Raw genomic sequence first — 23,619 nt, forward strand, 5'->3', positions numbered from 1 at the left:
ATTAGGAGGTAGAGAATGAGTCTGGAAAAATTTCTGCACAATCTTCATTTTGATATTGATAAGGCAAATCAGCCGAACTGGGAAGCTGATTGGGAGGATGCGCCGCTTGCTTATAAACTCTACCGTGGATTACCGGTTGTTCCATTGTCTACGGAAGTACCGCTGACGCTTACAGGAGAAGAATCTCCCGCAAGACTGGATCTTAATAGAATCGGTCATTTTCTCTGGTATGTATTCGGTTTTACTCAATTGAGCCAATCAGTCTTTCCCATGGATTCCACAGAGGAAGATTCCTACCCTTTGCAGTCGTATCGGCGGTTTGCTCCTTCTGGCGGAGCCTTGTACCCTAATGAATTGTACGTGTATTTGAAGGTGGAGGGACTCCGTGATGGAGTCTATCATTATGATGCAGCACACCATAGCCTGGTATTGCTGAGGGAAGGGAATTTTGATTCTTATATTGAAAAGGCTCTGGGCAATCGGTGTGACATCTCCTCGTGTTTTGGCGTTGTCTTTGTGTCGACAATGTTCTGGAAAAATTTCTTTAAATACAACAACTTTGCGTATCGGCTCCAAGGGTTGGATGCTGGTGTGCTGATTGGACAGTTAATGGAGGTAGCGAAACGGTTTGGCTTCGCCTCAGGGGTGTACTTTCAATTTCTTGATACCGCAATCAATCATTTGCTTGGACTATCCGAACAAGAGGAAAGCGTCTACAGTGTAATCCCACTATCGGTAGAACCCACGAACTGGTCTACTAACGGAAGGGACCTTTACGAAAATGTTCTATCGGAGGAATTGAGACAAGAGCTGCCAGCGATTCACCCAGAACATTTCGAGCGGTCACTTAATGTCAGAGAATATCCGATGATCACTGCGATGAACGAAGCTTCTAAGCTGGATTCCACATGGACATTTCGGGTGAATGAGGGGAGGGGGATTGCGGAATGTGTGGATCCCGGAGTGGTATTACCTCATATAGAGCCCCTGTCGTATGATCTGGCCGAGACCTGCAAAAACCGATTTTCTCCCGACATAGATTTCGTTTTGGGGATGGTAAGTCAACAACAACTGGCTACCCTACTTCTAGAAGCAACGGCTTCTTTTCCATACCGAAATGATTTGGATGAAGCATATAGAAGCTGCTTCCCTCGTGTAACAATTTACAGCTGTTTATATAATGTTGAAGGCATTTCAAATGGGGCTTACTATTATGACAGCAAAGAACACATGCTAAGAGAAATTTGCCCAGGAGACCATCGACTCCATTTGCAGACTGGCATGTCTCTGGATAATGTAAATTTGCTCCAAGTACCACTTTGCCTTCATGTGGCTGGTGACAAGGAATTCTATAAAAAAGAACTAGGATACAGGGGATATCGAATCCAACAGATGGAAGCAGGCATGCTCGTGCAGCGATTGCTATTGGCTGCATCAGCTCTCGGGATGGGTGGGCACCCGCTTCTTGGATTTGATGCGAATTCTAGTGATGAACTCTATAAAATGGATGAGCAAGGAAAGACCAGCCTAATCCAAATTCCAATTGGTCTCTACCGCTCTCGCCCTTGGCTGAGGGGAAGTTTGCACAGCTAATTCACTTTAAATGTTTCACCCCTTTTCCCATACCGTCTCAAGTTTCTTTATTAAAACTAAATGTTTCAAAACAAGTCGGGAATGCGGTGTAAAAATAGCAAAAATTTATTTCGGCGACAACTTGATAATTACAAGAAAATAAATGAGTAAAAAAAAGAAAAAACCCTTGATATTGAAGTGACCCCTTAAAGTTAGACACGGTTATTTCATCAGGCAGCTTGAGTAAAATGAGTTCGGTATTGCACCGGACTCATTTTTAATTTTGCCTTCATCCGTTTCGTATTATAGTAATTGATATATTTTTCTAATTCTATTTTAAAATGTTCTACACTTTCAACTTCCTTTAAGTATAGGAATTCCGACTTCATAATACCAAAGAAGTTCTCCATCACCGAGTTATCGTAAGCTGTAAAATGGCGGTCTAAGATATTGGGTGCAATTTTACCAACCGCACCTTTATACGATTTATATTTTTTCATACGCACTAAGCATCTTAAACCTAACTCTTTCATGATGCGTTGAACCTTCTTATGATTCACTTTTTGTCCACGATTCGATAGCTCATCGCGAATACGACGGTACCCATAATGACCTTCGTGTTTCTCATAAATCGCTTTGATTTCCACTTTCAAATTGGCAGCTGGATCTGGTTGATTCATTCGCTTCACTAAATCATAATACGTGCTGCGTGGGATACCAGCGAGTTTCACAAGTGCTTTCACCGGATATTTATGCCTTAATTCATAGACTACTTGCGCTTTGTCTTGCTTGGTGATTTTCCCTTGTTTTGAACTAAGGCATTCAACTTTTTTAAATACTCGTTTTCCATTTCGAGCTGTTTGATGCGTGCTTCAAGTGTTTTAATAGAGTCCTCAGTGGATGCTTGTTTTGGTTGTTTGTTTGAAACGTTTTTCATAGATGGACGCCCCTTTTTCTTCGACTGAAGGGCAGAAATTCCTTGTGTTTCAAATTGCTTTTTCCAAGCAGGAATTGTTGAAGGAGCTGCTATTTTAAAGACAGCTGCTGATTCGTTAAAGGACGTACCATTTTCAGTCATAAAATTTAGTACGTCTAGTTTAAACTCTTGAGTGTAATTTGTACATCGTTTAATGAAGGCTTTAACGCCATTATGTTCATATTGTTTCACCCATGTTAAAAGATTACGGTGAGTAACTCCTATTTCTTTACCAATATCTCTTGTACTCTCATTGCCATTTAAATATCTTTTTACAGCTTCTAACTTCTCTTCTACACTAAATTTAGCCATAGAAAAACTGCACCTCCAATTGTTAGTTGGTGTCTAACAATGGGGGTGCAGCTCATATACAAGGTTTTTTCATATGGAGCATAGGGGGCTCGAACCCCTGACCTCTACGCTGCCAGTGCACATGACAGTACTGGAATGAAACAAATGTTCCTAGTTAAAGTCAATTGTATCAAGGGTTTATTAGGATGGTTATAGGTTCCTATAGGATACAAAATGAAGGTTGTCGCCGAAGTTCGGCGACAGTTCGGCGACAACTTATGAATTCGATACTTTAGACTTCTTAGTAAAAAGATCATCTAACTTATTTGCAGCTTCTTGATCTGCTTTTCTTAAGACATGACCATATGTGTTCATTGTTACTCGTATATCTGAATGACCTAAACGCTCCGAAATAATTTTTGCGTGGACCCCTTGGTTTATTAAAAGAGTAGCAGATGTATGTCTGAGATCATGGAGTTTGATATATCTTACTCCTACTCTTTTGGTAAAACGTGTCCACCATGTAGTTGGAGTATCTGGATAAAAGTGAGTGCCATCTTCATTACAGAAGACCCATTTATACTTCTCCTCAACCCACATATCCCTCATTTTCATTTTTTCTTTCTTCCAGTGAAGGTGGTACGATTCAAATTCATTAATGACAGATGAAGGAAGAGAAATTAAACGTTTGGATTTCTTTGATTTAGGTCCTTTGATTACTGGACCTTTTCTTCCTTTTGTAATAGCTTGCTTTATATCAATTGTTCCTTTATCAAAGTTTACCATAGGCCATTCCAATCCTAGTGCCTCGCTTCGTCTTAATCCAGCTGCCAAAACGAGTGTTAAAAACATTCTCCAATGAAAAGGCTCATTCTCTGCAGCAATAAATAAAGCTGAAATTTCATCTTCGTCATATACGTTTACTTCTTGATCTTCATTTATTCGAGGCTTTTTAACTGTGTTAACTGGATTATCTTTAATGATTTTCCACTCCACAGCACGTTCAAAAATATTCCTTAATGCTAAGTAAATATCTTGCTTGGTTCGCTCGGAAAGCAGTTTATCACTACCGTCTGCTCTTTTTGCTTTATCAAGTAAATTTATTATGTGCATTGGTTTTATTTGAATTAACATCATATGGCCAATTGCGGGTAATATATGATTTTTAATATGAGATAAATAGTTTGCCAGTGTAGTTTCTGCTAGTTCTTTTACAGCATATTTAGTTTCCCAATCTGTAACAAATAACTCTAATGTTAATTTCTCTGGTGCAATATACTCGCCAGCTTCAACCTCAGTTTTAAATTTATGATATTCTGCTTCTAGATAATCATTTAATTTCTTTTTAGTTTTCAAAAGTGCTTTATCTTCTATTTTGATTGTCTTATAACGCCGTTCTCTTTTTCCATTAGCATCGTATCCAGCTTCTACAGTAAGAACAAATGATTTTTCTCCTCTTGGGCGGATGTTTGCCATCGTTTTACCTCCATTTAATCTTGAATAATAAAATTTATCTTCCTATGTTCTGGAAGTATTTTGACAAAGTTATCTAATTCAGGAGTTGGAATGATAAGTTGATTAATCACCGCTGGATCAATACCCTTTTTCTCGATGCGTTTTCGTATCTCATTTAAATGAATCCCAATTTTCCCAGGAAGATCAATATTAAATACTAAATCAGATAGTTTAATAGCAATCACATTCAAAGATTCATCATATTCATCTCTTCCGATAAACTCAAAAGGTTTAATAGCATCATAATAGAATACATGCTTGTCCCAGTTTAATTCACTTGGAGAAAAAGTTAGAACATACCAATAAGGAATTAATTTTTGATTTACATATTCATAATAAAGTCTTTGTTGAGGCATTAAAATGCACCATCCTTATTAAAATATGAAAGACTTTCTTCGATATCAGACATTAAAAAAATTAGTTGCCGGACATGCTCAGGACTAGCATCATGATCAGTAATCCTTTTTTTGATATTCTTCAGCGTTATTCCTAAAGTTGATTTGTGTACATTAGAACTGACGATATCTGTAGAGCCGATAGACACACCCATCAGGTATTCATCAAAATCAAATTTACTAAACTTTTCAAAAGGAGCTTTTATTTCAAAATAAAAGGTGTCTTTATTCCAATCTATTTCTCCATTATCTATGTTGATAACAAACCAGTATGGAAACTGCTTACCGTCAATTTCCTCATAGTACACAGCCTGTCTAGACACTTGTTAACACTCCTTTTGATTTCTTTTGTATGAGTTGATTCTCTAATTGCTGTAAGAGTGTTTTGGTTTCCTCCGACCAATCTTGAACAACTTTAGAGTACCTGTTTTGTTCTTTTTCAATTATTGCTATATCTATCTTTTGCCTTAATACTCTTTGTTTAATTTGTTCCATTCTCTTTGCTGCCAATGAGAAAGGTATATTAAATATTTCTTCAATTGCCTTTATTGCATAAGACTCATTGTTTGGTAGTTCAATAGAATCCAACATAAAAGTAGGTATTGCGGCGTAAAGTTGAAATTGATTTGCTTGGCTTTCTTGAAGATCCATAAACAATTTAGATTTCATTCTCTCTTGAGCTCCAATATGTCTTAAAGGATGACCTATTTCGTGAAAAAAAAGGGCACGTTGCTTTTTTTCGGGTAATAATGGATCCAAGAAAATCATTGCATCTTCCTCGTCCCACAAAGCTCTAGAAGGTACTTTTTCTATGTACTTAATATGAAAATTAAAAGATTCACTTATATTCTTAATTGATAAATCAGATGGAGTTAGAATTCCCTTGTCCATATATAAATTTTCTATCAGTAATTCTAAATCAGTTTTTTTATACAAAGTAAGCAAAAAAATCACTCCAAAGACTGTGTTATAGGAATATATGTTCTGTTTTTGGATAAAAATAAATAAGGCTACATGCCTTTATTTATTTTTTTCTTTTTCATATCTCTGAATAACTCTAGTTGCATATCTAGGTATTCTTTTTCTTCGTTTGTTAATTTTTCATAGTTATAAAATGCAGAATTGACTTTCTCTTTATTAGAATGTGGTTCTGGATCATTGGTTCTCCCCAAAAGAAAATCGATAGTTGTATCGAATAAATCTGCAATTCTAAGTAAAGTTTCCTCTCTAGGGGTCCTATTTTTTTCTTCTGATTCATAACCGGCTATGGTTGGACGCGATAACCCTAACTTTTCAGCAACATCTTCTTGAGTCCATCCCATTTTTTCTCTAAGGTGTTTAAACCTATGAGCAAATGTTTCCATTAATATCACCACCGGAACAATATACATCAATTGTACAAAAGAATGTTCCTAAAAGAAACGTAGATTTTCGGAACAATTTATGTTGACATAGTTCCATATAGGAACTATAATGAAATCAAATACAGTTCCTAAACGGAACTAAAAGGAGGGTTAGTAATTGAGTCATCAAAGAAAAGACCTTATTAATAGAAGAAATGAACTCAAATTAACACATGACTCCGTTGCTTCTAAGGCAGAAATTTCTAGAGCATACTATACTAACATTGAAGCAGGAAGGAAAGATCCTTCCATGAAGGTAATGAAACGAATTGCGGATGCTCTTGAAACAACAGTAGATGCTATTTTTTTTACTTATCAAGTTCCGAAAGGGAACAAAATTAAAACTGCCTAAGGAGTCTACCCATGAGCCCAAAACAAAAAGAAAAACTTATCAATGATTTATTAAAAACACTAGCAACTAACAATGTAACTTTTGCAGAAGTGCCAGAAGTACTTAAAAACTTGGAAAAAGAACTAAGCGAGCTGTGCCAGCAGCAAGTTATTCAGATTTCATAAGTAGTGGCCACCATGAATCTCACGAACAAAGTGATCTGGGCTGAAATCAAACTCAAAGTCCTAGAATCAGCCATGATGCTAAATGATGATTATTCGAATGATGATGTAATCGCAAAGCTGATGGAAGTTGTTGAGATTTTGGATAACACAGAGCCGAAAGGAGTGATTTAAATGCAACGAAAAACCTTAACAGCTCAAGAAATTGCAAATTATATTGGTGTCCATGTTGACACGATCTACACAATGGTTCGCCAAAAAGAAATTCCTCATGTCAGAGTTCGCCGCCGCATCCTTTTTAATATCGAAACAATAGACGCTTGGATGCGAGGATTGGAACAAAAAAGTTTGGAGGCTATGTAATGAATCAACTGCAAAAAGTTTTTGATTTCAATGGTCTGAATTTAAGAACACTCATTCAAAATGATGAACCTTGGTTTTTTGCAAAAGATGTTTGTGACATTCTACAAATCAGTAATAGTCGTGATGCAATAGCAAAACTTGAATCAGATGAAAAGGGGGTAGCCATTACCGACACCCCTGGTGGAAAACAGCAAATGTCAATCGTCAACGAATCTGGACTATATGAGTTAATTTTTGCTAGCCGGAAGCTTGAAGCAAAGATGTTCAAGAAGTGGATTAAGCAAGATGTTCTTCCTTCCATTAGAAAACACGGAATATATGGAACTCCACAAACAATTGAAAACATCTTAAATGACCCCGATTTCGGGATTAAGCTACTAACCACTATCAAAGAAGAACGATTAATGCGTGAACAAGCTGAACAGCAAAGAGATAAAGTGATTGCTCAACAGCAAGCCGATCTCCCATATACCAACTTTGGAAAAGTGGTATCCAATTCATCTGGTGCAATAAGTATTGGAGCATTTGCAAAGATGATGTACGACAAACACGGACTTAAAATCGGCCGCAACAAAATGTTCGAATGGCTTCGAGAAAATGGTTATCTCATTAAGCAAGGTCGTGAATACAACAATCCTAAACAAGTTTTTATCGAGCAAGGATTGTTTGATGTTAAACCAACCATTGTCACCAGAACAGAGGGAGATGTAGAAAAATTAACCACTCTGATTACAGGTAAGGGTCAGGTAAAACTTGCAGAAATTCTATTAAAAAGTGTAAAGGTAGCCATTTGAGAGGTTCAGCACCGACGAAGCTGCCAGGCTCAAAAATCGGTGCTAGTTTCTTCTTATATTAAATTTTAATACTAAACTATTAAATCGCCTGTTCAATGATAGAACATGTTCTGATTTAGAACAATGAAGGGAGATGGAAGTCATGCAACAATTAGGGGAATTTTTTAAAAGGTCTAGAAAACTTTCTGGTTTAAGTCAAGAAGCAATGGCAGAGAAAATGTTCATGCCGCGCAGTACTATATCAAAAATAGAAAACGACAAGATGGAATTAAAGGTATCTGATGCAGCTAGATGGTGCCAAGTAACTAATGTGCCAGAGTTTTTGGCAGCGATATTATGTGGAGTTGATGTTAATACAGTCGTTCATACATTGACTAAGTTAATAGGTGGTTTTATTACTTTTATAAATTTCTAGAGGGGAGGAAAGAGCATTGAAAATTAAAGCAGGAACTTGGTTGAAGTTACATAGCCAGTGTAAATATGAGCTTTTGAAGTTCTTTTCAATTAGAGGTAACAAAAATGAAAAAGCAGCAAGCTAAGCGGCTACTTAACTTACTGCACCAGAATTACGGTATGAATTCATTTTATCACATATTTGATAGAGCGACAAGAACCTTTGTTCTTGCCGTGATGAGTCGGAACGGATATCTACCGTCTCCCACCAATCCGTTCGTTTCGACTTATCACGGTGCGAATGAAGCACCATGTTCTTTGAAAAGTACATAGAGAGGAGGAAGAGCCATGGATCATCCAATGATTACTCAAACTGAACGTACCGGTTATCCAAATATGATTGCCCAGCCAGAGCATAACGGAACAGATTTTTTTGGAGATGAAGTACTTGATGGTGATGAAATTGTTGAGTATGACGGAGAGCTCATTTTGAAAGATAACCTTGAGCGTTACTTGGTTGAAGAGTTTGGATTTAAGTTTAAAACAGCATGAAAAAGACTCCTGTTAGCAGCAGGAGTCGGTGATATTAAAAATATTTTCTTATGTTTATTCTATCCCAAAATTTGAAGGAGGACAAGCTTGTGTCATTTGATACTAAAAAAGGTGCTGTATTTGAACCAACAAATCCAGAGTTGAAAAGCTTTTATGAGGTCCTCAAGAAGAATGCTCCCGTACTGGATGGCTCTAGAGTTTTTGAGGATTTAGTTGAAGTGTACGAATCACTTGATTTCGATTTAAGGGAGGAAAAAGTGAATGAACCAGTTATCAGAGCAGTTTAGCCAACAGCAAGGAGGAGTACTTGCACAGGCTTCAAGTAGTCGTGAAATGGAGGAAGTCAAAGGTCAGATATTTATGGCCCGCCAGTTTCCGAGGAATGTATTTCAGTCAGAACAACGCATTTTAGACGCTTGTAAACGTTCATCATTAGCACAAACAGCTGTATATAGATATCCAAGGGGTAAGCAAGTTGTTGAGGGTCCATCTATTAGATTGGCAGAAGTATTAGCTCAAAACTGGGGGAATTTATCCTTTGGAGTAAAAGAACTTGAACAACGCGAAGGTGAATCAGTTGCTTTAGCTTATGCATGGGATTTAGAAACCAATGTACGACAAGAAAAGGTATTTTCTGTTCTACATAGCCGTAAAGCAAATGGGAAAATAACCAAACTGACAGATCCAAGAGATATTTATGAATTGGTAGCAAACAATGGAGCAAGAAGGGTGAGGTCGTGCATCTTAGGAATTATTCCTGGGGATATTGTTGAAGCGGCTGTTGCTGAATGTAATAAGACACTCACAGGAAATAACAAGGGACCATTGAAGGACCGTATAGCTAATGCACTAACAGCCTTCAAAAATCAATATAAGGTAACTCAGGAAATGATAGAAACTAGGTTTGGATATAATGCAGATGCTTTTACCGAAGTAGATTATGTAGACCTTATTAAAATCTTTAACTCCCTTAAGGATGGAATGAGTAAGGTTGAAGATTGGTTTGAAAAAAAGGTTAAAAAAGAAAGTAGCAGTGGATTATCGGAAGCCTTCAAAGAGGAGAAGAAGGCAGAGGTGAACCCTGATGAGCCTGATGAAAAAGCAGAAGATCCAGTTGGACAAGGAGAATTACTATTCGATTGAAGCTGATAAGCAGTATATGTCTGTAAGCCAATTTAAGCTTTTCAATGAATGTGAAGCTAAGGCATTAGCAAAGCTTAAGGGGGATTATTCTCCTCCTTCTTCCAACGCTTTGTTAGTGGGTTCATATGTACATGCTGCCTTTGAAAGTGATGAAGAGTTTTCAACATTTATCGAAGAGAATAACGGCTCTATATTCAAATCTAGAGGTGGTAAGTACTCAGATTTTGAGACGGCTGACAGAATGATAGAAGCCTTAAAGGTAGATCCATTCGCTTTGTTTGCTATGGAAGGTGAGAAAGAGTGCATATATACGGCTCATTTGTGGGGGGCGGATTGGAAAATCAAAGTTGATAGTGTCAATCACTCACGAATGACTTTCAGTGATTTGAAGACCACACAGGAACTTCAGAAACGATACTGGAACGATAAATACAATGGATGGGTGTCATTTATCGAGGCGTGGGACTATGTTCTTCAGATGGCTGTATACAGAAGAGTGCTGCAAGAGAATATAGGTCAAACTTATACACCTTATATAGTAGCAGTAACCAAAGAAACTCCACCAAATAAGGCAGTAGTACACTTCGATGAAAGCAGATTTGATTTTGAGTATGAGTACTTGGAAATGAAGATGGAGAGAATTCTACAGGTGAAGAATGGTGAAACAGAACCTGTTCGGTGCAATAAATGTGATTACTGTAGGGGAACTAAAAAGCTTACAGATACCGTTGAAGTTGGAGCCTTGATTTATGAATGATTATAAAACAAATGTCCTCCTGCCTGCTTGGATATTTGAGCAGGCGAAGGACAAAGAACATTTAAAACAGCTTGTACTAGAGTATATGCAGCGTTATCCAGATTATGTCGTGAAATCAGTTAAAAAGAAATTTGCTGTGTGTGAGAGGAGGGAATAAGCGTGAATTACATCAAAGAGTTGAACGCATTCTATGATTGGCTCGAACTAAATGAACTATCACCTTCAGCAATTAATTTATGGTATGCATTAATGCACATAAATAATAAAGCTGGATGGATAGAAACATTTACAGTGGCAGAATCGGTGTTATGCGTCAAAACAGGATTGACAGATCGCACCCTTCGGAAAGTTAGGAATGAATTGAAACAGAAAAATAGAATCGACTTTGTTTCCAGAAAGGGAGGCAAGGCTCCAATTTATAAGTTGGTTTCTTTCTTCTCTACGGAAAATATTTCCGCACCTATTAGAACAACGGAAATAAATTCCGTAGTTAGTGTCACAGATAGTGTCATAGATGATGTCACGGGTAGTTCCACATTAAATAAACTAAACAAAACTAAATTAAACAAAACAAATATATCTACTGCTACACGTGTGAATTATTTTGATGAATACATGCTTTGTTTCAGTGGACAACCTAATCCTATTCAAATTCAGGAGATTAATAGTTTTATTGATCAAGATGGTCTTAATGAAGAAGTTATATGTGCTTCATTTAAAAAAGCTGCGGAAGCTGGTGCGAAGTATCCTTATGCCAGAAGCATCTTAAACAGTTGGGCAAAAAAAGGCATAAAGACCATTCAAGATGTTGAAAATGAGCAAAATATTCATGAACAAAGGAAAAAGCAACAACGACAAAAAACAAGGAGAGGCGCTGTACCTCTTCGAACTGAAAAGCTTCCGAGCTGGTTTGATGAAAATCAACAAAATACAGATAAGCCAAAACAACAGCCAAGTGATGATATACGTCAAAAGAGGGCAGAACTCCAAGAAACCCTGAAAAGAATGAAGGCAGGGGGTTAAGTTAATGAGAAATCTCAATGATTCTGTAAAAAGGTAAACGTTCACCAAGAAATGAAACGGAATTTTATTCTTGAGGATCTATTATCTTTAGGCATCACAGAGTCACAGCAAGGAATCTCAGTTTATGAGCTTGGATATGAAGATTTAAAGCATGAGCTGATAATGGCTTCATTTCGGCAAATAGATATCCAGAATGACCAAAATAAATGGTTCTAGAAAGGAGACAAATCATGACTTTAGTAAATGTAAAGCCAGTTACACGCTGCTCTAAATGCCTTACTCATGGAGTAGTACGCCGGAAGGAAAAGAAACTTGTTGCTATGGAATGCCCAGAGTGTAAAAACGAGTGGAAAACTTATTCAAAGTTTTGCAACTACTGTGGGGAGCCAAATGGATATGTGGTTGAAGGACCGTGTATGGAATGCTATGCACAGAAATACAGATCGTCATGAGCAGGAATCCAGTTATCCAAAGGGCTTTCGAAAGAGGAAAGCTAGAAGGATATCAGTTGGGGCTTGAGCATGGTGAAAGCCGCGGAAGACAGAAAACAGTAGGTTTTGTAGCTGATAAATTTAAAAAGCTTTCAGAGACACCTGGTATTGGTCCTAAAACTGCTGAAAAGATCAAAGAGATATTCGGAAAGGAATATTTCAATAATTGAACGTGTAGGGATCGGTGAGTGAATCTCAGTGAAATTAATTTATGTCAGCTGTACTACATAGCGAGATATACAGAGTTAAAAACAGCTGCACTTACAGAATTAGAACGGAGGGTGAAATTTGGCTACTAAAGGATGGAAATCACAGCAGCCACGCCAGCTAAAGAAGATTGCATATGCGTTGACCGAGGGTAAGTTGAAATCAGTTATTAAAGCGCATGAGGAACGCGGTTGGGAGCAAGCAAGTGAATTTAAGAAGCATGGATATGGACTTGGATGCTTAATGATTTTTGCTTCAGAAAGGTAAGTGAAGGTAATGAACTGTCCAGTATGCAATCGTCCCTTAAAGAGCCCGAGAAGCATTGCTAAGGGAATCGGCCCAGTATGCGAAATTAAAGTAAAAAAGTTAGAAAATAGCCCTCCAGAGGGTCAGATTACAATTGATGAACTTCTTGATAAGCAGTCAGAAAAGGATGAAATAAATGCAAAGGATGTCGTACAAGCAATATCGTAAAAAGAAGCAATCTACACCAAAGTACGGAAATAAAAAAACAGTGGTAGATGGAATCACATTTGATTCACAGGCAGAGTCCATTTACTACAACCAATTGAAGTGGAAAAAACATGCAAAGCTAATTAAAGATTTCAAGTTGCAGCCAAGGTACCTACTTCAAGATAGTTTCAAGAAGAACGGAAAAACTTATCGGAAGATTGAGTATATTGCAGACTTTGAAGTAACTAACCTGGATGGCAGTACTCAAATAATTGATATAAAAGGTGCAATCACAAAGGAATTTGCAATCAAACAAAAGCTTTTTGAACTGAAATACATGGAATCAATTACTCTCTTAAAATACGTGAATGGTCAGTTTGTGGAGGTGTAACTGTTGGCAAGAAGAGTTGTCGAAACAAACGCAGCAAGCCTTGATCGAGAACTGCTTCAAGTAATTGTCATCTATGAAGAAGGCGTATCCAAGCAAGATATCCGAAAAGAAAATCCATATAGCAAAAAGCACGGTGTATTGTACCAAGCAGCTGGAGCTTACGAGTTTAAGGGATTAGCAGCAAACTAATATCTTAAAGGAGTGAGGACGTTGAAAACCGTTCAACCAATTCGAGATGTTGCAATGATTGCGGCAATGAAAGAAGTCTTAATGCGCCAGCATTACAGAAACTATTTTCTCTTCGTTTTGGGTATTAACACTGGATTACGCATTAGTGATTTACTCGCACTTCGTGTGGGAGACGTAAAGGGCAGAAGTCATATCGTTATCACTGAGCAGAAAACAGGTAAATATAAACGGTTTAGAATCAATAACGATCTCCATGAACACATTAGTAAATTTACGGTTGATAAAGATCAAGCAGCGTTTCTTTTCCAGTCAAGGAGGGGAACTGATCGGATTCACCGAGTGCAGGCGTGGAAGATACTAAATGCTGCTGCTATAGAAGTAGGTCTAGAAGAGATAGGCACGCATACTCTGCGCAAGACCTTTGGGTACCATTTTTACAAGAAATACAAAGATGTGGCTGCACTGCAGGAAATATTTAATCATAGCAGTCCTGCGGTCACGATGAGATATATCGGCATTACTCAGGATATCATCGATGAAAAGGTAGACGGATTTAGTTTATAGACTTTGTAATAAGTTTCTTAAAAATTTGGAGGTGCAGTATGGCAATTTATAACCCTCAGCCGGAGGATAGAGGTTATTTCTACCACGTGAAAATTTACGAAGAAATGCTCCTTACTTATGAGCAACATTTAGAAAGAGAGCACGGACCAATCAATACTGGTGATCCAGATGACAATACGGATTATGGAGCAATGAAATGGTACAAGGGCGGTAGTGTTAGTTTCGCAGAAAAAGAGTGGGAGAAACTTGTTTCTGGCATTAGAAGGCATTTAGCTTCGAGAGGTCCACTGTTAGAGCAGACAGGGGATTTTGATGAAAAATACTTTTATTACTTTTCCCGAGATTACAAATTAAAAGAACCAGTCTTACGTCGAGCATGGATGTACATCTCCCATGACGCAACAATAAAGTTTGATATTGATAAATTCGCAAGCCATATGGTTTTGGCAAAACGATGAGTAAGGAGGAATGAACGTGCGTGAGATAAAGTTTCGGGCTTGGTTTACGAAGCGGCAAGAAATGGTGAATGTTGAGACAATGAATTTATTTTCCTCCGGAGTGGAGGTTGGAGCAAAAGTTGATCATGAAAAGGGTGGGTGGTACACGACCATACAGGAATCAACAAACAGAAAAACAGCTTTACCTGGTAGTACGCAACAAGTACCAAGAGTTAATTTAATGCAGTACACAGGCCTAAAAGACAAGAACGGCAAGGAGATTTATGAGGGGGATATTTTAAAATGCAAAGTTAGAAGACGTAAATATGCTAGTGAATTTGATTGGGTTGGTGAGGAAGTTTCAACCAACAGAAATTACCTTGTTGAATGGTGGGAGAGCGCCTCTAATATTGGTTACAGAGTGCGTGACGGAAGAGGAAAAACAATGATGATAAAGCCGTCATCTCTAAATACGATGGAAGCTGAAGTCATCGGAAACATTTACGAGAATCCAGAGTTAATCAACTCTTGAATTATTAAGTTTACTAGGTTAGGAGGGGAATTAAAGTGAAAAGGCTAAAAGTCTGCTTGCATAAAAAGAACGCTCACACTTTAGAAAGAAATGAACGTGGCGAATGGACATTGGACGGAAAAGCTATAGCACAAGAAACAGCTATAAGTGAACTTGTGGAAGCTGTTCAGGACCTAGGGTATTGGTGTCAAGTTGCTAAAGATGTATTACCTACTGAACAGTTCGAGACTGTTCAAGAAGCATATGAATATCACGAAGAATAGGAGAGATACTTATGCCATTTAATAAAAACACAGAAGAAGAAAACTTTCTAATTGCAAAAGATACTGTGATTAGGATGCAAGCTGCTTCTGTTTCGATGATTCAGAGAAGACTTAGGATTGGCTACATGTCTGCGGCTAGAATAATGGACAGATTGGAAGGTGAAGGAGTTGTTTCTCCTTATGTTGATGGCGTACCAAGAACTGTATTAATCAAAGAAACAAAAGAGTAATCCAGTTAATTAAGGAGTGATAATATGAAGCCGCCTTTTGCCGCGATTGAAAGAACATATTTGAATGCTGATGAAAAAACAACATTTAAAGTTTTCCATCCTGCAATAATTTTCGATGGAGATAAAGAATATTGCTTCTTTCCTGATGAAGATACAAAAACAGGCTTGCTTGAATACCACAATGAAGATGATGCTTTATTCAATGCTGAACAGCTATATAAACATTATGTTTTATCGAAAAGGGAATTTAACTAAACCAAATAAGCAATATGTTTCGTTATGAACTCATGAAGTAAAGCAGAAAGGATGAAAATCAATGACAATCGAACGTTATTTAAAAATGAGAAATGAAGGTAAAGGCTTAGTTGAAATTCAGCAAAAAAACCACCTAAGTGAGGGAACGGTCTGGACTTTGGAATTAGGCTATCAATGCTATTTGAAAAAAATATCACTTGATAAGGCTATTGAAATTATTAGGAGTGTTTAGTATTCATTTCGACTGATTAACTATACAAATTGATAGGGTTTGATTCTAAACTCTTCACCTAAATTAAATCATCAGGCACACGCTGAAAGGCTACAACATTACCATGACTAACAAAAACATATTTTCCTGGCTTCATGTTTAGTCTTTTAGCTTTAGCGTAAGCATTAGTTATTTTCAGTCCAGTATAATCAGGAGGCATTGGATGTGTTGGGTAATCTGGATACAAATATATCTTCTTTTGATGATTTGAATATTTAACTGCAGCAATAGAATTGTGAAATAGTTTATAGTTCTCTCTTACCGACATTGAAAAATACACACGGCCGTCAGAATAAACACTTATATAAGATTTACGATTAGGGTTAAGTTTTACTTTCAAAACACTCATGAATTTCACCTTGTTTTTTATAAAAAGTATATCACACTCTGGGCATATGAATTAACAATGTCCAATACCGATAAAAGGCGTATGAATTAACAAAATGATAGGAGTGTTGCTTTATCTATAACGGTAATGAAATAAAAGGAGCCCTTGTTTTAGCAGCCGTTTTATTAATAGCATTTGGAGCAGCAATTGGAGCTTTTCTATTTTGGGTTTTTAGTTGATTAGGAGGGAAAGAGGATGCCGGAAAGTGCATTTAAAGGAACGGTTAAAGAAGGATTTGAGCGTCGTTTCACTGTCATTAATGAGCGAGATTTTGAAAAATATGTACCTAGAAGATCAAAGGAAGATTTCCGCATTCAATTCAATAATGTTGCAGGCTGGATTGAATACGGAAGGGAGAAGGAAGGTAAGTATCCTTTTAACAACTATGTAGTTATTAATCTTGATGAACCTTACATTGGTGAAGTTATTGAGATTTTAAAGCGTCATGATCATTGGGGTTAATAAACACAAGGTAGGTTCTGTATAAATGTAATAGTCGTCCAATCCTTATTAAACTCACAAACATATTTTATAAGATGAAATGTTTATGAGGTGATTGATATGGCTCACAATAACCAACCTTTTCAGGGGTGCTGTCCACTTAGTCCTGGTTCAAAACCGCCAAAGCTCCCAAGATTAATTGGTCCTCCAGGCTCACCTGGACCTCAAGGTATTCAAGGTCCTCCAGGCCCACCTGGGCCCCAAGGAATTCAAGGAATTCAAGGAATACAAGGCGAACAAGGCCCAGGAGTAACTCCTGCATTCGGTTCATTGTATGGGGATATTACAATTAGAGAAGTTATGGTAGGTGGTCTTATAGAGTTTGATCCACCTGCTGGACCTAGTTTAAATACTTTGCCAAATCCCGCAACGAATACTATTGCTATCCAAATGAATGGTGTTTATGAAATTAGCGCTGACATCACCGTATTGCTAGAATCCGGAGAATCCGTTGGATTCTGGATTGAAGGCAGTTCCACTGGAATGATTGTAGGATCCAGAATCGATACCTTTATTAGCAGCATACAAGGAGATATTGTTATGGTAAACACAATAGGAAGGACAGTTCAAACAAATTTAATTGCAGGAGAAACGGTGTTTATAAGGGCCGTATCTGAGGCTGGTAGTGCCCGATATAGATCTGCGTCGCTTACTGTAAATCGTATCGGACCATAATTATGGTCATTGAGAAGGAGATTAGTTCAACCTATAACGAACCCAAAAATATTATTTAAAGTTTGGTTAGGATTGTCACATTCCGAGTATTTAGCGAAACGATATGATAGGAAAATAAATCATATGTAAAGCTGACTAACTAAATAAAACTTAGAAAGTCAGCCTATATAAGTATTATTTATCAAACTCACACTTGCTTGTGCCTATTGAACATCCTTGCGGTTCTATTTATGCAGCTGAAGCAGAAGTAGCTCCGAATAAAGCTGCAAAGAATAGGATGATACCGAGTTTCTTTTTCACTTTAAACTAAACAAAAGATAGGAAGAGTTTAATAACCACGATATGAGAGGAAAAATTAAGGTTTATTTAGAGTAATTGTAAGAGGAGTAAATAGTTATTCTTAAGATAATGGTGGATAAAAGTGAAAAAGGATTCTGCTTTTAGCCCCTTTATCCTCTTTTCAAAAATTTATGGTTCAGCTAAAAACACATTTAGGAAACGTTGGTGATCAGCTTACAGCTAATACTAGCACTGCTCATACATTTTTATATCCTTTAAACGGCTATATGCAAAAAATGGTCCTAGTATCCAACCAAAGGAGAACATAAGGAAAATAGTAACTGCAAAAGAAAAAGCCCAACCATCTCTCTGCTCTCTAAAAGTATATGGTAAGTTTTTATCGAATTTGTGAGAGTTTAATTCCGATTTCATCATTTTTTTCCAAACATATACGAAACCTAACGGATATAATGTACAGGCAATTAGAGTATATATTCCAAACCATGTAAAAAAGTATGAAAGGTCCGTAGAAGGTTCTTCAATTATTTTTATAACAAAAACTATATCAAAAAATAAGCCTACTAATAAACATATTATTATTTTTCTCTTTTCTTTTTGATAAAGACTCACCTTTAATCCCTCCAGATTTTTGTTAGATCCTAATGAAATTTTTCTTATCGCTATTTTAGAATATAGTGCAATATCAGGATAATATTAGCATAATTATTACAAGTATAGTAAAAAAGTTATATTTAAATAAAAATATATAAAATTATTTAAAGGGAATAAATCACTTGGCAAATTTGAAAGAATAAACTTTACTGGTGGGTAAGAAGAGGGAAGAGAAAATGAAGGTTTGATTACCTCGGAACAACTGTCGTGGTTTGATTATTATAGAAACAAAAGATAGAAGGTTCTTGAGTTGACAGGAAAAATGGAGAGTGTCGCAATTTAAAATGTGAAGCCGAGCAAGAACCTGAATCTTGAGTGTAGTCAATTATGTGGAGGATTGGTCTTGCTCGGTATAAATTAAAGTACCCTTNAAGTGTTTATCAGACACAAATCCAAAGTAATGAAATGGAGGATAAAAATGAAAGACGCTTGGGTTTTAAGGTTACGAGAAGAATCAAAAGAAGTAGATATGACCGGTGATTATTACCTTGAAGCAGATGGAGAGGAACTCGACTGGCTTACTCAGGATTTGAATAAAGCTTTGATAATCGAGGATAAAGAATCTCATATAGAGAATTTGAAGATACATGAACAGTTGATTTACGAAAGGTATGGCAAGAATGCTGTTTGTAATTTCGGCTACACAAACATAATGAAACATTTTGAATTTGTTGAAGTTGAGATTGAAGTCGTTTAATAAGTAAACAAAAGATAGAACTTGTTGATTAGACTGCAATTGCATAGGAGTGGGAAATTAGTTGTAACAGAAATAAAAGAATTAAAGAAAGGTTAGAAGGAGGAGTCAACGTGGGGAAAACCGTACCCGGTATTCGCATTACAGAGAACAAAGATGATTTAATTATAAAAATTGATAAAGAACTACTGGTAAAAGAATTTGAGAATCATCCAAAGATTATCTTTGAACATTATTCAGAAAATAAAATTCAACAAGTCAAAATTAAAGAGATTAACTCTTTTATAGAAAAACTGAAATATTTAATGATATCAGATAAAAGTGATACTGAAATCAGTTGGATAGGAACACTAATGGATGAGGCTATTATGTATTTGTGGAATGAAGGTTATGCAGACTTTATAGAAGAATGCAATGAAGCAGGCTGGAAAGGAGTCGAGCCAATATGATTGGGAAAGTCGAAGTTTGGTACATGACCGAAGAAGAAAGACAAGACTATATTAAAAAGCATCCAATCAAACCACAGGAACATAAAAAGATCGATAAAAACTTTGCGAATATAGATGTGGATTATAAGTGGAGAGGGAAAAAGGCAGCAGAAGCCAAAAAGCTACAAAGGCTAGGTATACAATAAAAAAAGCCAGGACTTCTCCCGGCACCCAATTCAATTATACCATTGGGAGGGGTCCATTTGAAAGAAGCTGCCAGGCTAATAAACGTATCAGAATTAATTCGTGATTACCGCATGATGAAACGGGAGATTGAACGCCTCCAGAAAATAATATATGGTCAGTCCTTACCTATGAGATCATGGGGAATAACTCAATATGGAATTGAAGCTACTTTACCAAAGGGATCATCAGGAAAAAGCCAAGTTGAATTAAGGGATATGGATATTAGAGAACAAAAACAAGTTGCAAGATTAGAAGAATATCAACGAAGAGTCTATGCAATTGAGAGTGCTGGTGATTACCTAGATAGAGAAATCCTAAAGATTGTTTACGATTGCATGCTAAGTGGAATGACAAGGCAGGAAATAGCAATACATCTTGAAATCTCTCGAGATTCAGTGGACAAGCTTCGTTCCGACATAAAGGCACAAATCGGCACAAATACGACTTTTTCCAAACTTTTGCATGGCGAAAAATGCGCAGTGTAAAATGGGAGGCAGGACGGCGCGGCAAAATACTTTGGTTGGTAAGCTGTCTTAGTGTAGAGCTCCACCTTTCGGTGGGGTTTTTTTATTTTCTCGAAAATAGGTGATGCACATGAAAATTGCTGATCATCTTTCTTCTAAAGAACTACAACATATGACAGACCTCAAGAATAAAGATAAATCCTCTAATAATATATCAAATGAAAAGCTTTCTGATCGCGAACTTGCTGAATTAATGGGTACTAACCGCCCCATTTACAAAAGAGTACGTGGTGCGATTAGAAATAAGTAAAATTGTTGCAGGGATTTGCCTAAATCTACCGAATATTGTATGCAAAAAGGAGATGAGGCAATGGAGCAGGCTGTTGAAAAAATGATTTGCTCGAATTGCAGAGTAGAAATTACAGATGAACGTGAGTACTTAGATAATAAAGGGGTGTGTGATGACTGTTACAGCATACCCATAAGGAAAAAGCTTAAATTAAAATTATGAAGGAGTATATCCTTTTGTCAAATAAGGAGGGATGATTAATGGAAAAGTTTAGAGTTATTTCTGAAACTGATTTTGAAAGATTACAAAAAGAAAGTTACGAGGAAACTTTAGAGGTTATGGAAAATTTCGGTTTTTGAATAATGGAAAGGAGGAATAAAAGTGAGTGATCCAGGTGGTGGCGGCTGGAATAGAAATTCAGCTGATCCAGGAGGCGGAGGTTATAAAACTATAATGGACCCAGGTGGTGGTGGTGTATGCCTATCAATGAATATTTAAATCAACTAGAGGGTAAAGGTAAAAGGCACGTTTTACTAATCGTAACGCCTAAAGGTATGTATCCTACGCAATTTTCGAGAAGTGAATATTATGATCTTGAGAATGCAATTTTAAAAAGTCCTAAATCATATATCGATCTTTATGAAGATGATGAACCAGAAATTATGCAGTTTACAGCTTTCCGGTTATTTTTAAAGCCAGTGATTTGTGATAGTGAACGACTTTACGACAAGTCCGTTTCAAAGGTGAGACGACTAAAAAGGGATGAGATTGTTAGTTTTATTGTGGCTAAGCAATTTTTTAACACTGTCCCTTATGGCGAACAAATTGAGGAAGAAGCTATAAGTGCTGGATTGATAACTGCTAAAGAGTTTTTAGAAAAATATCCTTTAGATAAGTTTGAATTTGCATCTGTAAAGTTAGGAAAAGATAGCAATGAAGCAAATGTATTTATTAAATTAAATCTGAAAAATGAAAGTGATAATTATTACTTTGATTATGTGTACGTTCGTTAATTTTACGTATTAAGGCATCCTACGGGGTGCTTTTATTATTTTATAAAGCAATTAGCATAATGGGGTGATGCCATTGGGAAAGTGAATAAGAAGAAAACTGGTGCTAAGGGAAAATACCTTGAATGGATTGAACCAGAAGGTCTTATTAAGCTTGAAGGATGGGCAAGGGATGGGCTGACTGATGAACAGATTGCTCAAAATATCGGTATAAGACGGGAAACTTTGTATGATTGGAAGAAGAAGTATTCTAACATTTCTAACGCCTTAAAAAGAGGTAAAGAGGTTATCGATATTCAAGTTGAGAATGCTTTGCTAAAAAGAGCATTAGGTTACGAGTTTGAAGAAGTCACTTATGAACAAATTCCGATTAAACCCTATATAAATGATGAGGGAAAGGTTGTTGAGTATGAATTAGGAGTAACTAAGAAAGTGAAAAAACAAGTAGCTCCTGATGTTACGGCTCAAATATTCTGGCTGAAAAATCGTCGTCCCGATAAGTGGAGAGATAAACAAGATGTGGAGCATAGTGGCAGCATGGAAGTTAATAACCCTCTCAAAGGACTATCTACTGAGGATTTGAAGAAGTTGATAAATAAATGACTGATTTAGATGTAATTAAACATATGGCTAAACTAGAACTTGCAAGACGTGAGTTCTTTTATTTTTGTCACTTACTTGCTCCGAAGTTTTATAAAGAGAATAGGCAGTATCTGATTGATATGTGTGATGAAATGCAAGACTTTTATTATTCTGACGATGAAGTTGCCATAATTAATGTGCCGCCTCGACATGGTAAGTCAAGAACAGCTTCAATGTTTGCACAATGGGTATTTGGACAGAATCAAGAAGAAAAGATAATGACGGGTTCTTACAATGAAACTTTGTCTACTACCTTTTCAAAAGCTGTTCGAAATGGAATATTAGAGGAAAAAGCTGATCAAGACCAAATTGTATATAGAGATATCTTCCCTACTACTCGTATCAAACAAGGGGATGCTTCTATGAATTTATGGAGTCTTGAAGGTGGGTATAACAATTATCTTGCTACTTCTCCTACAGGAACAGCAACAGGGTTTGGTGCTTCATTACTTATTATTGACGACTTAATTAAAAACTCCCAAGAAGCATTTAATGAAATGGTCCTCGAAAAACATTGGGAATGGTTCACAAATACAATGTTATCCCGTCTTGAAGAAGGTGGGAAAATCATCATTATAATGACGCGTTGGGCATCTAAGGATCTAGCTGGAAAGGCGTTAGAGCATTTTGCTGAAGAAGGTAAACGAGTACGACATATAAATTTAAAAGCTTTGCAAGATGATGGAACAATGTTGTGTGAAGAAGTATTAAGTCGTAGATCATATGACAGTAAGATACGAGCAATGGGACCAGAAATAGCTGCGGCTAACTATCAGCAAGAGCCGATAGATGTAAAAGGACGTTTATATAGCTCATTCAAAACATATGATGGTGATTTACCTCAATTCAAGGAAATAAAGAATTATACCGATACTGCAGACAGTGGAGAAGATTACTTATGCTCTATTAATTACGGCGTTACATTTAGTAATGAAGCCTATGTTTTAGATGTGCTCTACACTAAAGAAGGAATGGAAATTACGGAACCAAAACAAGCAAAGATGTTGTTTGAGGGTAAAGTGAACTGGGCAGATATTGAGTCGAATAATGGTGGTCGAGGGTATGCTCGTTCTGTTGAAAGGATTTTAAGAGATAAGTATCATTCGAATAAAACGAGAATTGAGCCGTTTCATCAATCAAAAAACAAAGCAGCTCGTATTATATCAAATGCTACTTGGGTTATGGATCACATCTATTTTCCTGCTGATTGGCGTTTTAAATGGCCAGAGTATTATAAAGCAATGACTGAGTACCAACGTGAAGGCAAAAACAAACATGACGATGCCCCAGATGCTACCACTGGAATTGCAGAAAAGATTGGACAGGGCAATTTATTCAGTTTTGATTAAGAGAGAAGG

The 23,619-nt window shown here is 36.8% G+C and carries 43 protein-coding genes and 2 pseudogenes; 37 read left to right on the top strand and 8 right to left on the bottom strand.

The genetic code is table 11. The features are described 5' to 3' along the window. Positions 1-15: 15 nt before the first annotated feature. Positions 16-1,593, top strand: coding sequence for a SagB family peptide dehydrogenase (locus C1726_RS15825; protein ID WP_102274048.1), 1,578 nt, complete (start codon positions 16-18; stop codon positions 1,591-1,593). Positions 1,594-1,802: 209 nt separating this feature from the next. Here the strand turns inward: C1726_RS15825 and C1726_RS15830 are convergent. From C1726_RS15830 to C1726_RS15855, 6 genes and pseudogenes are all read right to left on the bottom strand, one after another. After that, positions 1,803-2,860 (bottom strand): annotated as a pseudogene (locus C1726_RS15830) (IS3 family transposase). A gap of 255 nt (positions 2,861-3,115) precedes the next feature. Then, positions 3,116-4,315 (bottom strand): site-specific integrase, encoded by a 1,200-nt coding sequence (locus C1726_RS15835; RefSeq protein WP_102274049.1) that lies wholly within the window; start codon positions 4,313-4,315, stop codon positions 3,116-3,118. 14 nt (positions 4,316-4,329) lie between these two features. After that, positions 4,330-4,710: a hypothetical protein gene (locus C1726_RS15840; protein ID WP_102274050.1), complete on the bottom strand. Its 381-nt coding sequence runs from the start codon at positions 4,708-4,710 to the stop codon at positions 4,330-4,332. Continuing rightward, positions 4,710-5,072 carry a hypothetical protein gene (locus C1726_RS15845; RefSeq protein WP_102274051.1) on the bottom strand — a complete coding sequence of 121 codons (363 nt, stop codon included), beginning with the start codon at positions 5,070-5,072 and terminating at the stop codon, positions 4,710-4,712. Before C1726_RS15845 ends, C1726_RS15840 begins: the two co-directional genes overlap by 1 nt. Next, on the bottom strand, positions 5,065-5,694 hold the full coding sequence (locus C1726_RS15850) for an ImmA/IrrE family metallo-endopeptidase (protein WP_102274052.1): 630 nt from the start codon (positions 5,692-5,694) through the stop codon (positions 5,065-5,067). The genes C1726_RS15845 and C1726_RS15850 overlap by 8 nt, the downstream gene beginning before the upstream one ends. Positions 5,695-5,759: 65 nt before the next feature. Beyond that, positions 5,760-6,113 (bottom strand): helix-turn-helix domain-containing protein, encoded by a 354-nt coding sequence (locus C1726_RS15855; protein ID WP_180968216.1) that lies wholly within the window; start codon positions 6,111-6,113, stop codon positions 5,760-5,762. Between the two features lie 157 nt (positions 6,114-6,270). Here C1726_RS15855 and C1726_RS15860 point away from each other — a divergent pair, with 157 nt between their 5' ends. The 25 genes and pseudogenes from C1726_RS15860 (at position 6,271) to C1726_RS26235 (ending at position 15,934) form a co-directional block, all read left to right on the top strand. Continuing rightward, on the top strand, positions 6,271-6,504 hold the full coding sequence (locus tag C1726_RS15860; RefSeq protein ID WP_102274054.1) for a helix-turn-helix transcriptional regulator: 234 nt from the start codon (positions 6,271-6,273) through the stop codon (positions 6,502-6,504). An 11-nt stretch (positions 6,505-6,515) separates the two neighbouring features. Then, positions 6,516-6,668 carry a hypothetical protein gene (locus C1726_RS26215; protein ID WP_180968217.1) on the top strand — a complete coding sequence of 51 codons (153 nt, stop codon included), beginning with the start codon at positions 6,516-6,518 and terminating at the stop codon, positions 6,666-6,668. Positions 6,669-6,680: 12 nt separating this feature from the next. Next, on the top strand, positions 6,681-6,839 hold the full coding sequence (locus tag C1726_RS26220; RefSeq protein WP_180968218.1) for a hypothetical protein: 159 nt from the start codon (positions 6,681-6,683) through the stop codon (positions 6,837-6,839). Further along, the gene (locus C1726_RS15865; protein ID WP_102274055.1) at positions 6,840-7,028 is read left to right on the top strand and encodes an excisionase family DNA-binding protein; all 189 of its coding nucleotides are present in this window, start codon (positions 6,840-6,842) and stop codon (positions 7,026-7,028) included. It abuts the gene before it with no gap. Then, positions 7,028-7,822 carry a BRO family protein gene (locus C1726_RS15870; protein WP_102274056.1) on the top strand — a complete coding sequence of 265 codons (795 nt, stop codon included), beginning with the start codon at positions 7,028-7,030 and terminating at the stop codon, positions 7,820-7,822. The genes C1726_RS15865 and C1726_RS15870 overlap by 1 nt, the downstream gene beginning before the upstream one ends. 142 nt (positions 7,823-7,964) lie before the next feature. After that, the gene (locus tag C1726_RS15875; RefSeq protein ID WP_180968219.1) at positions 7,965-8,237 is read left to right on the top strand and encodes a helix-turn-helix domain-containing protein; all 273 of its coding nucleotides are present in this window, start codon (positions 7,965-7,967) and stop codon (positions 8,235-8,237) included. A 326-nt stretch (positions 8,238-8,563) separates the two neighbouring features. Beyond that, the gene (locus C1726_RS15880) at positions 8,564-8,767 is read left to right on the top strand and encodes a YqaI family protein (protein WP_102274058.1); all 204 of its coding nucleotides are present in this window, start codon (positions 8,564-8,566) and stop codon (positions 8,765-8,767) included. Positions 8,768-8,856: 89 nt separating this feature from the next. Next, positions 8,857-9,054, top strand: coding sequence for a hypothetical protein (locus C1726_RS15885; RefSeq protein WP_102274059.1), 198 nt, complete (start codon positions 8,857-8,859; stop codon positions 9,052-9,054). Then, positions 9,029-9,910, top strand: a complete 882-nt coding sequence (locus C1726_RS15890) for a hypothetical protein (RefSeq protein ID WP_102274060.1) — start codon at positions 9,029-9,031, stop codon at positions 9,908-9,910. The genes C1726_RS15885 and C1726_RS15890 overlap by 26 nt, the downstream gene beginning before the upstream one ends. Further along, on the top strand, positions 9,852-10,667 hold the full coding sequence (locus tag C1726_RS15895; protein WP_235822789.1) for a PD-(D/E)XK nuclease-like domain-containing protein: 816 nt from the start codon (positions 9,852-9,854) through the stop codon (positions 10,665-10,667). The genes C1726_RS15890 and C1726_RS15895 overlap by 59 nt, the downstream gene beginning before the upstream one ends. Next, positions 10,660-10,824 carry a hypothetical protein gene (locus C1726_RS26225; protein WP_180968220.1) on the top strand — a complete coding sequence of 55 codons (165 nt, stop codon included), beginning with the start codon at positions 10,660-10,662 and terminating at the stop codon, positions 10,822-10,824. The genes C1726_RS15895 and C1726_RS26225 overlap by 8 nt, the downstream gene beginning before the upstream one ends. Before the next feature lie 2 nt (positions 10,825-10,826). Then, positions 10,827-11,690 (top strand): DnaD domain-containing protein, encoded by an 864-nt coding sequence (locus C1726_RS15900; RefSeq protein WP_102274061.1) that lies wholly within the window; start codon positions 10,827-10,829, stop codon positions 11,688-11,690. 51 nt (positions 11,691-11,741) lie between these two features. Further along, a complete protein-coding gene (locus C1726_RS26230) occupies positions 11,742-11,906 on the top strand; it encodes a hypothetical protein (RefSeq protein ID WP_180968221.1) in 165 nt (54 codons plus the stop codon). A gap of 196 nt (positions 11,907-12,102) precedes the next feature. Beyond that, complete coding sequence (locus C1726_RS25930) at positions 12,103-12,351, top strand: hypothetical protein (protein ID WP_142385097.1); 249 nt, start codon at positions 12,103-12,105, stop codon at positions 12,349-12,351. Between the two features lie 118 nt (positions 12,352-12,469). Beyond that, positions 12,470-12,655 (top strand): hypothetical protein, encoded by a 186-nt coding sequence (locus tag C1726_RS15910; RefSeq protein ID WP_102274063.1) that lies wholly within the window; start codon positions 12,470-12,472, stop codon positions 12,653-12,655. Positions 12,656-12,664: 9 nt separating this feature from the next. Further along, on the top strand, positions 12,665-12,862 hold the full coding sequence (locus C1726_RS15915; RefSeq protein WP_102274064.1) for a DUF6011 domain-containing protein: 198 nt from the start codon (positions 12,665-12,667) through the stop codon (positions 12,860-12,862). Then, a pseudogene (locus C1726_RS15920) lies at positions 12,840-13,199 on the top strand (DUF1064 domain-containing protein); the annotation flags it as partial. The gene C1726_RS15915 and the pseudogene C1726_RS15920, both read left to right, overlap by 23 nt. 36 nt (positions 13,200-13,235) lie before the next feature. Further along, positions 13,236-13,421 (top strand): hypothetical protein, encoded by a 186-nt coding sequence (locus C1726_RS15925; protein ID WP_102274066.1) that lies wholly within the window; start codon positions 13,236-13,238, stop codon positions 13,419-13,421. Positions 13,422-13,442: 21 nt separating this feature from the next. Next, positions 13,443-13,985: a site-specific integrase gene (locus C1726_RS15930; RefSeq protein WP_102274067.1), complete on the top strand. Its 543-nt coding sequence runs from the start codon at positions 13,443-13,445 to the stop codon at positions 13,983-13,985. A 38-nt stretch (positions 13,986-14,023) separates the two neighbouring features. Continuing rightward, positions 14,024-14,443 (top strand): hypothetical protein, encoded by a 420-nt coding sequence (locus C1726_RS15935; RefSeq protein ID WP_102274068.1) that lies wholly within the window; start codon positions 14,024-14,026, stop codon positions 14,441-14,443. A gap of 16 nt (positions 14,444-14,459) precedes the next feature. Further along, positions 14,460-14,954 carry a YopX family protein gene (locus C1726_RS15940; RefSeq protein ID WP_235822790.1) on the top strand — a complete coding sequence of 165 codons (495 nt, stop codon included), beginning with the start codon at positions 14,460-14,462 and terminating at the stop codon, positions 14,952-14,954. A 35-nt stretch (positions 14,955-14,989) separates the two neighbouring features. Next, complete coding sequence (locus C1726_RS15945; RefSeq protein WP_102274070.1) at positions 14,990-15,217, top strand: hypothetical protein; 228 nt, start codon at positions 14,990-14,992, stop codon at positions 15,215-15,217. Between the two features lie 11 nt (positions 15,218-15,228). Then, positions 15,229-15,447, top strand: coding sequence for a DNA translocase FtsK (locus tag C1726_RS15950; RefSeq protein ID WP_102274071.1), 219 nt, complete (start codon positions 15,229-15,231; stop codon positions 15,445-15,447). Positions 15,448-15,471: 24 nt separating this feature from the next. Continuing rightward, positions 15,472-15,702: a hypothetical protein gene (locus C1726_RS15955; protein ID WP_102274072.1), complete on the top strand. Its 231-nt coding sequence runs from the start codon at positions 15,472-15,474 to the stop codon at positions 15,700-15,702. A 61-nt stretch (positions 15,703-15,763) separates the two neighbouring features. Continuing rightward, on the top strand, positions 15,764-15,934 hold the full coding sequence (locus C1726_RS26235) for a hypothetical protein (protein ID WP_180968223.1): 171 nt from the start codon (positions 15,764-15,766) through the stop codon (positions 15,932-15,934). A 58-nt stretch (positions 15,935-15,992) separates the two neighbouring features. Here C1726_RS26235 and C1726_RS15960 read toward each other — a convergent pair whose 3' ends face one another. Continuing rightward, positions 15,993-16,322: a hypothetical protein gene (locus C1726_RS15960; RefSeq protein ID WP_102274073.1), complete on the bottom strand. Its 330-nt coding sequence runs from the start codon at positions 16,320-16,322 to the stop codon at positions 15,993-15,995. 234 nt (positions 16,323-16,556) lie between these two features. Between C1726_RS15960 and C1726_RS15965 the strand changes: the two genes are divergently transcribed. Together C1726_RS15965 and C1726_RS15970 are read left to right on the top strand one after the other, a co-directional pair. Next, complete coding sequence (locus tag C1726_RS15965) at positions 16,557-16,823, top strand: hypothetical protein (RefSeq protein WP_102274074.1); 267 nt, start codon at positions 16,557-16,559, stop codon at positions 16,821-16,823. Positions 16,824-16,922: 99 nt separating this feature from the next. After that, positions 16,923-17,537 (top strand): hypothetical protein, encoded by a 615-nt coding sequence (locus tag C1726_RS15970; RefSeq protein ID WP_102274075.1) that lies wholly within the window; start codon positions 16,923-16,925, stop codon positions 17,535-17,537. Between the two features lie 525 nt (positions 17,538-18,062). Here the strand turns inward: C1726_RS15970 and C1726_RS15975 are convergent. Beyond that, a complete protein-coding gene (locus tag C1726_RS15975) occupies positions 18,063-18,446 on the bottom strand; it encodes a hypothetical protein (protein ID WP_102274076.1) in 384 nt (127 codons plus the stop codon). 460 nt (positions 18,447-18,906) lie between these two features. Here C1726_RS15975 and C1726_RS15980 point away from each other — a divergent pair, with 460 nt between their 5' ends. From C1726_RS15980 to terL, 9 genes are all read left to right on the top strand, one after another. Further along, positions 18,907-19,185: a hypothetical protein gene (locus C1726_RS15980; RefSeq protein ID WP_102274077.1), complete on the top strand. Its 279-nt coding sequence runs from the start codon at positions 18,907-18,909 to the stop codon at positions 19,183-19,185. Between the two features lie 110 nt (positions 19,186-19,295). After that, positions 19,296-19,631, top strand: a complete 336-nt coding sequence (locus C1726_RS15985; RefSeq protein ID WP_102274078.1) for a hypothetical protein — start codon at positions 19,296-19,298, stop codon at positions 19,629-19,631. After that, positions 19,628-19,816 carry a hypothetical protein gene (locus C1726_RS15990; protein ID WP_102274079.1) on the top strand — a complete coding sequence of 63 codons (189 nt, stop codon included), beginning with the start codon at positions 19,628-19,630 and terminating at the stop codon, positions 19,814-19,816. Before C1726_RS15985 ends, C1726_RS15990 begins: the two co-directional genes overlap by 4 nt. Positions 19,817-19,873: 57 nt before the next feature. Next, positions 19,874-20,341, top strand: coding sequence for a sigma-70 family RNA polymerase sigma factor (locus C1726_RS15995; RefSeq protein ID WP_235822791.1), 468 nt, complete (start codon positions 19,874-19,876; stop codon positions 20,339-20,341). Between the two features lie 109 nt (positions 20,342-20,450). Further along, entirely contained in the window at positions 20,451-20,630 is a 180-nt protein-coding gene (locus tag C1726_RS16000; protein WP_102274080.1) for a hypothetical protein, read from the top strand. 60 nt (positions 20,631-20,690) lie between these two features. Beyond that, positions 20,691-20,831 (top strand): hypothetical protein, encoded by a 141-nt coding sequence (locus tag C1726_RS26240; protein WP_180968224.1) that lies wholly within the window; start codon positions 20,691-20,693, stop codon positions 20,829-20,831. Positions 20,832-21,085: 254 nt separating this feature from the next. Then, on the top strand, positions 21,086-21,622 hold the full coding sequence (locus C1726_RS16005; protein ID WP_102274081.1) for a hypothetical protein: 537 nt from the start codon (positions 21,086-21,088) through the stop codon (positions 21,620-21,622). 81 nt (positions 21,623-21,703) lie between these two features. After that, positions 21,704-22,222 carry a transposase gene (locus tag C1726_RS16010; protein WP_102274082.1) on the top strand — a complete coding sequence of 173 codons (519 nt, stop codon included), beginning with the start codon at positions 21,704-21,706 and terminating at the stop codon, positions 22,220-22,222. After that, positions 22,219-23,610, top strand: coding sequence for a phage terminase large subunit (gene terL, locus C1726_RS16015; protein WP_102274083.1), 1,392 nt, complete (start codon positions 22,219-22,221; stop codon positions 23,608-23,610). The genes C1726_RS16010 and terL overlap by 4 nt, the downstream gene beginning before the upstream one ends. Positions 23,611-23,619 lie beyond the last annotated feature (9 nt).

Source organism: Cytobacillus massiliigabonensis, assembly GCF_900199725.1.
Classification (GTDB): domain Bacteria; phylum Bacillota; class Bacilli; order Bacillales; family Cytobacillaceae; genus Cytobacillus; species Cytobacillus massiliigabonensis.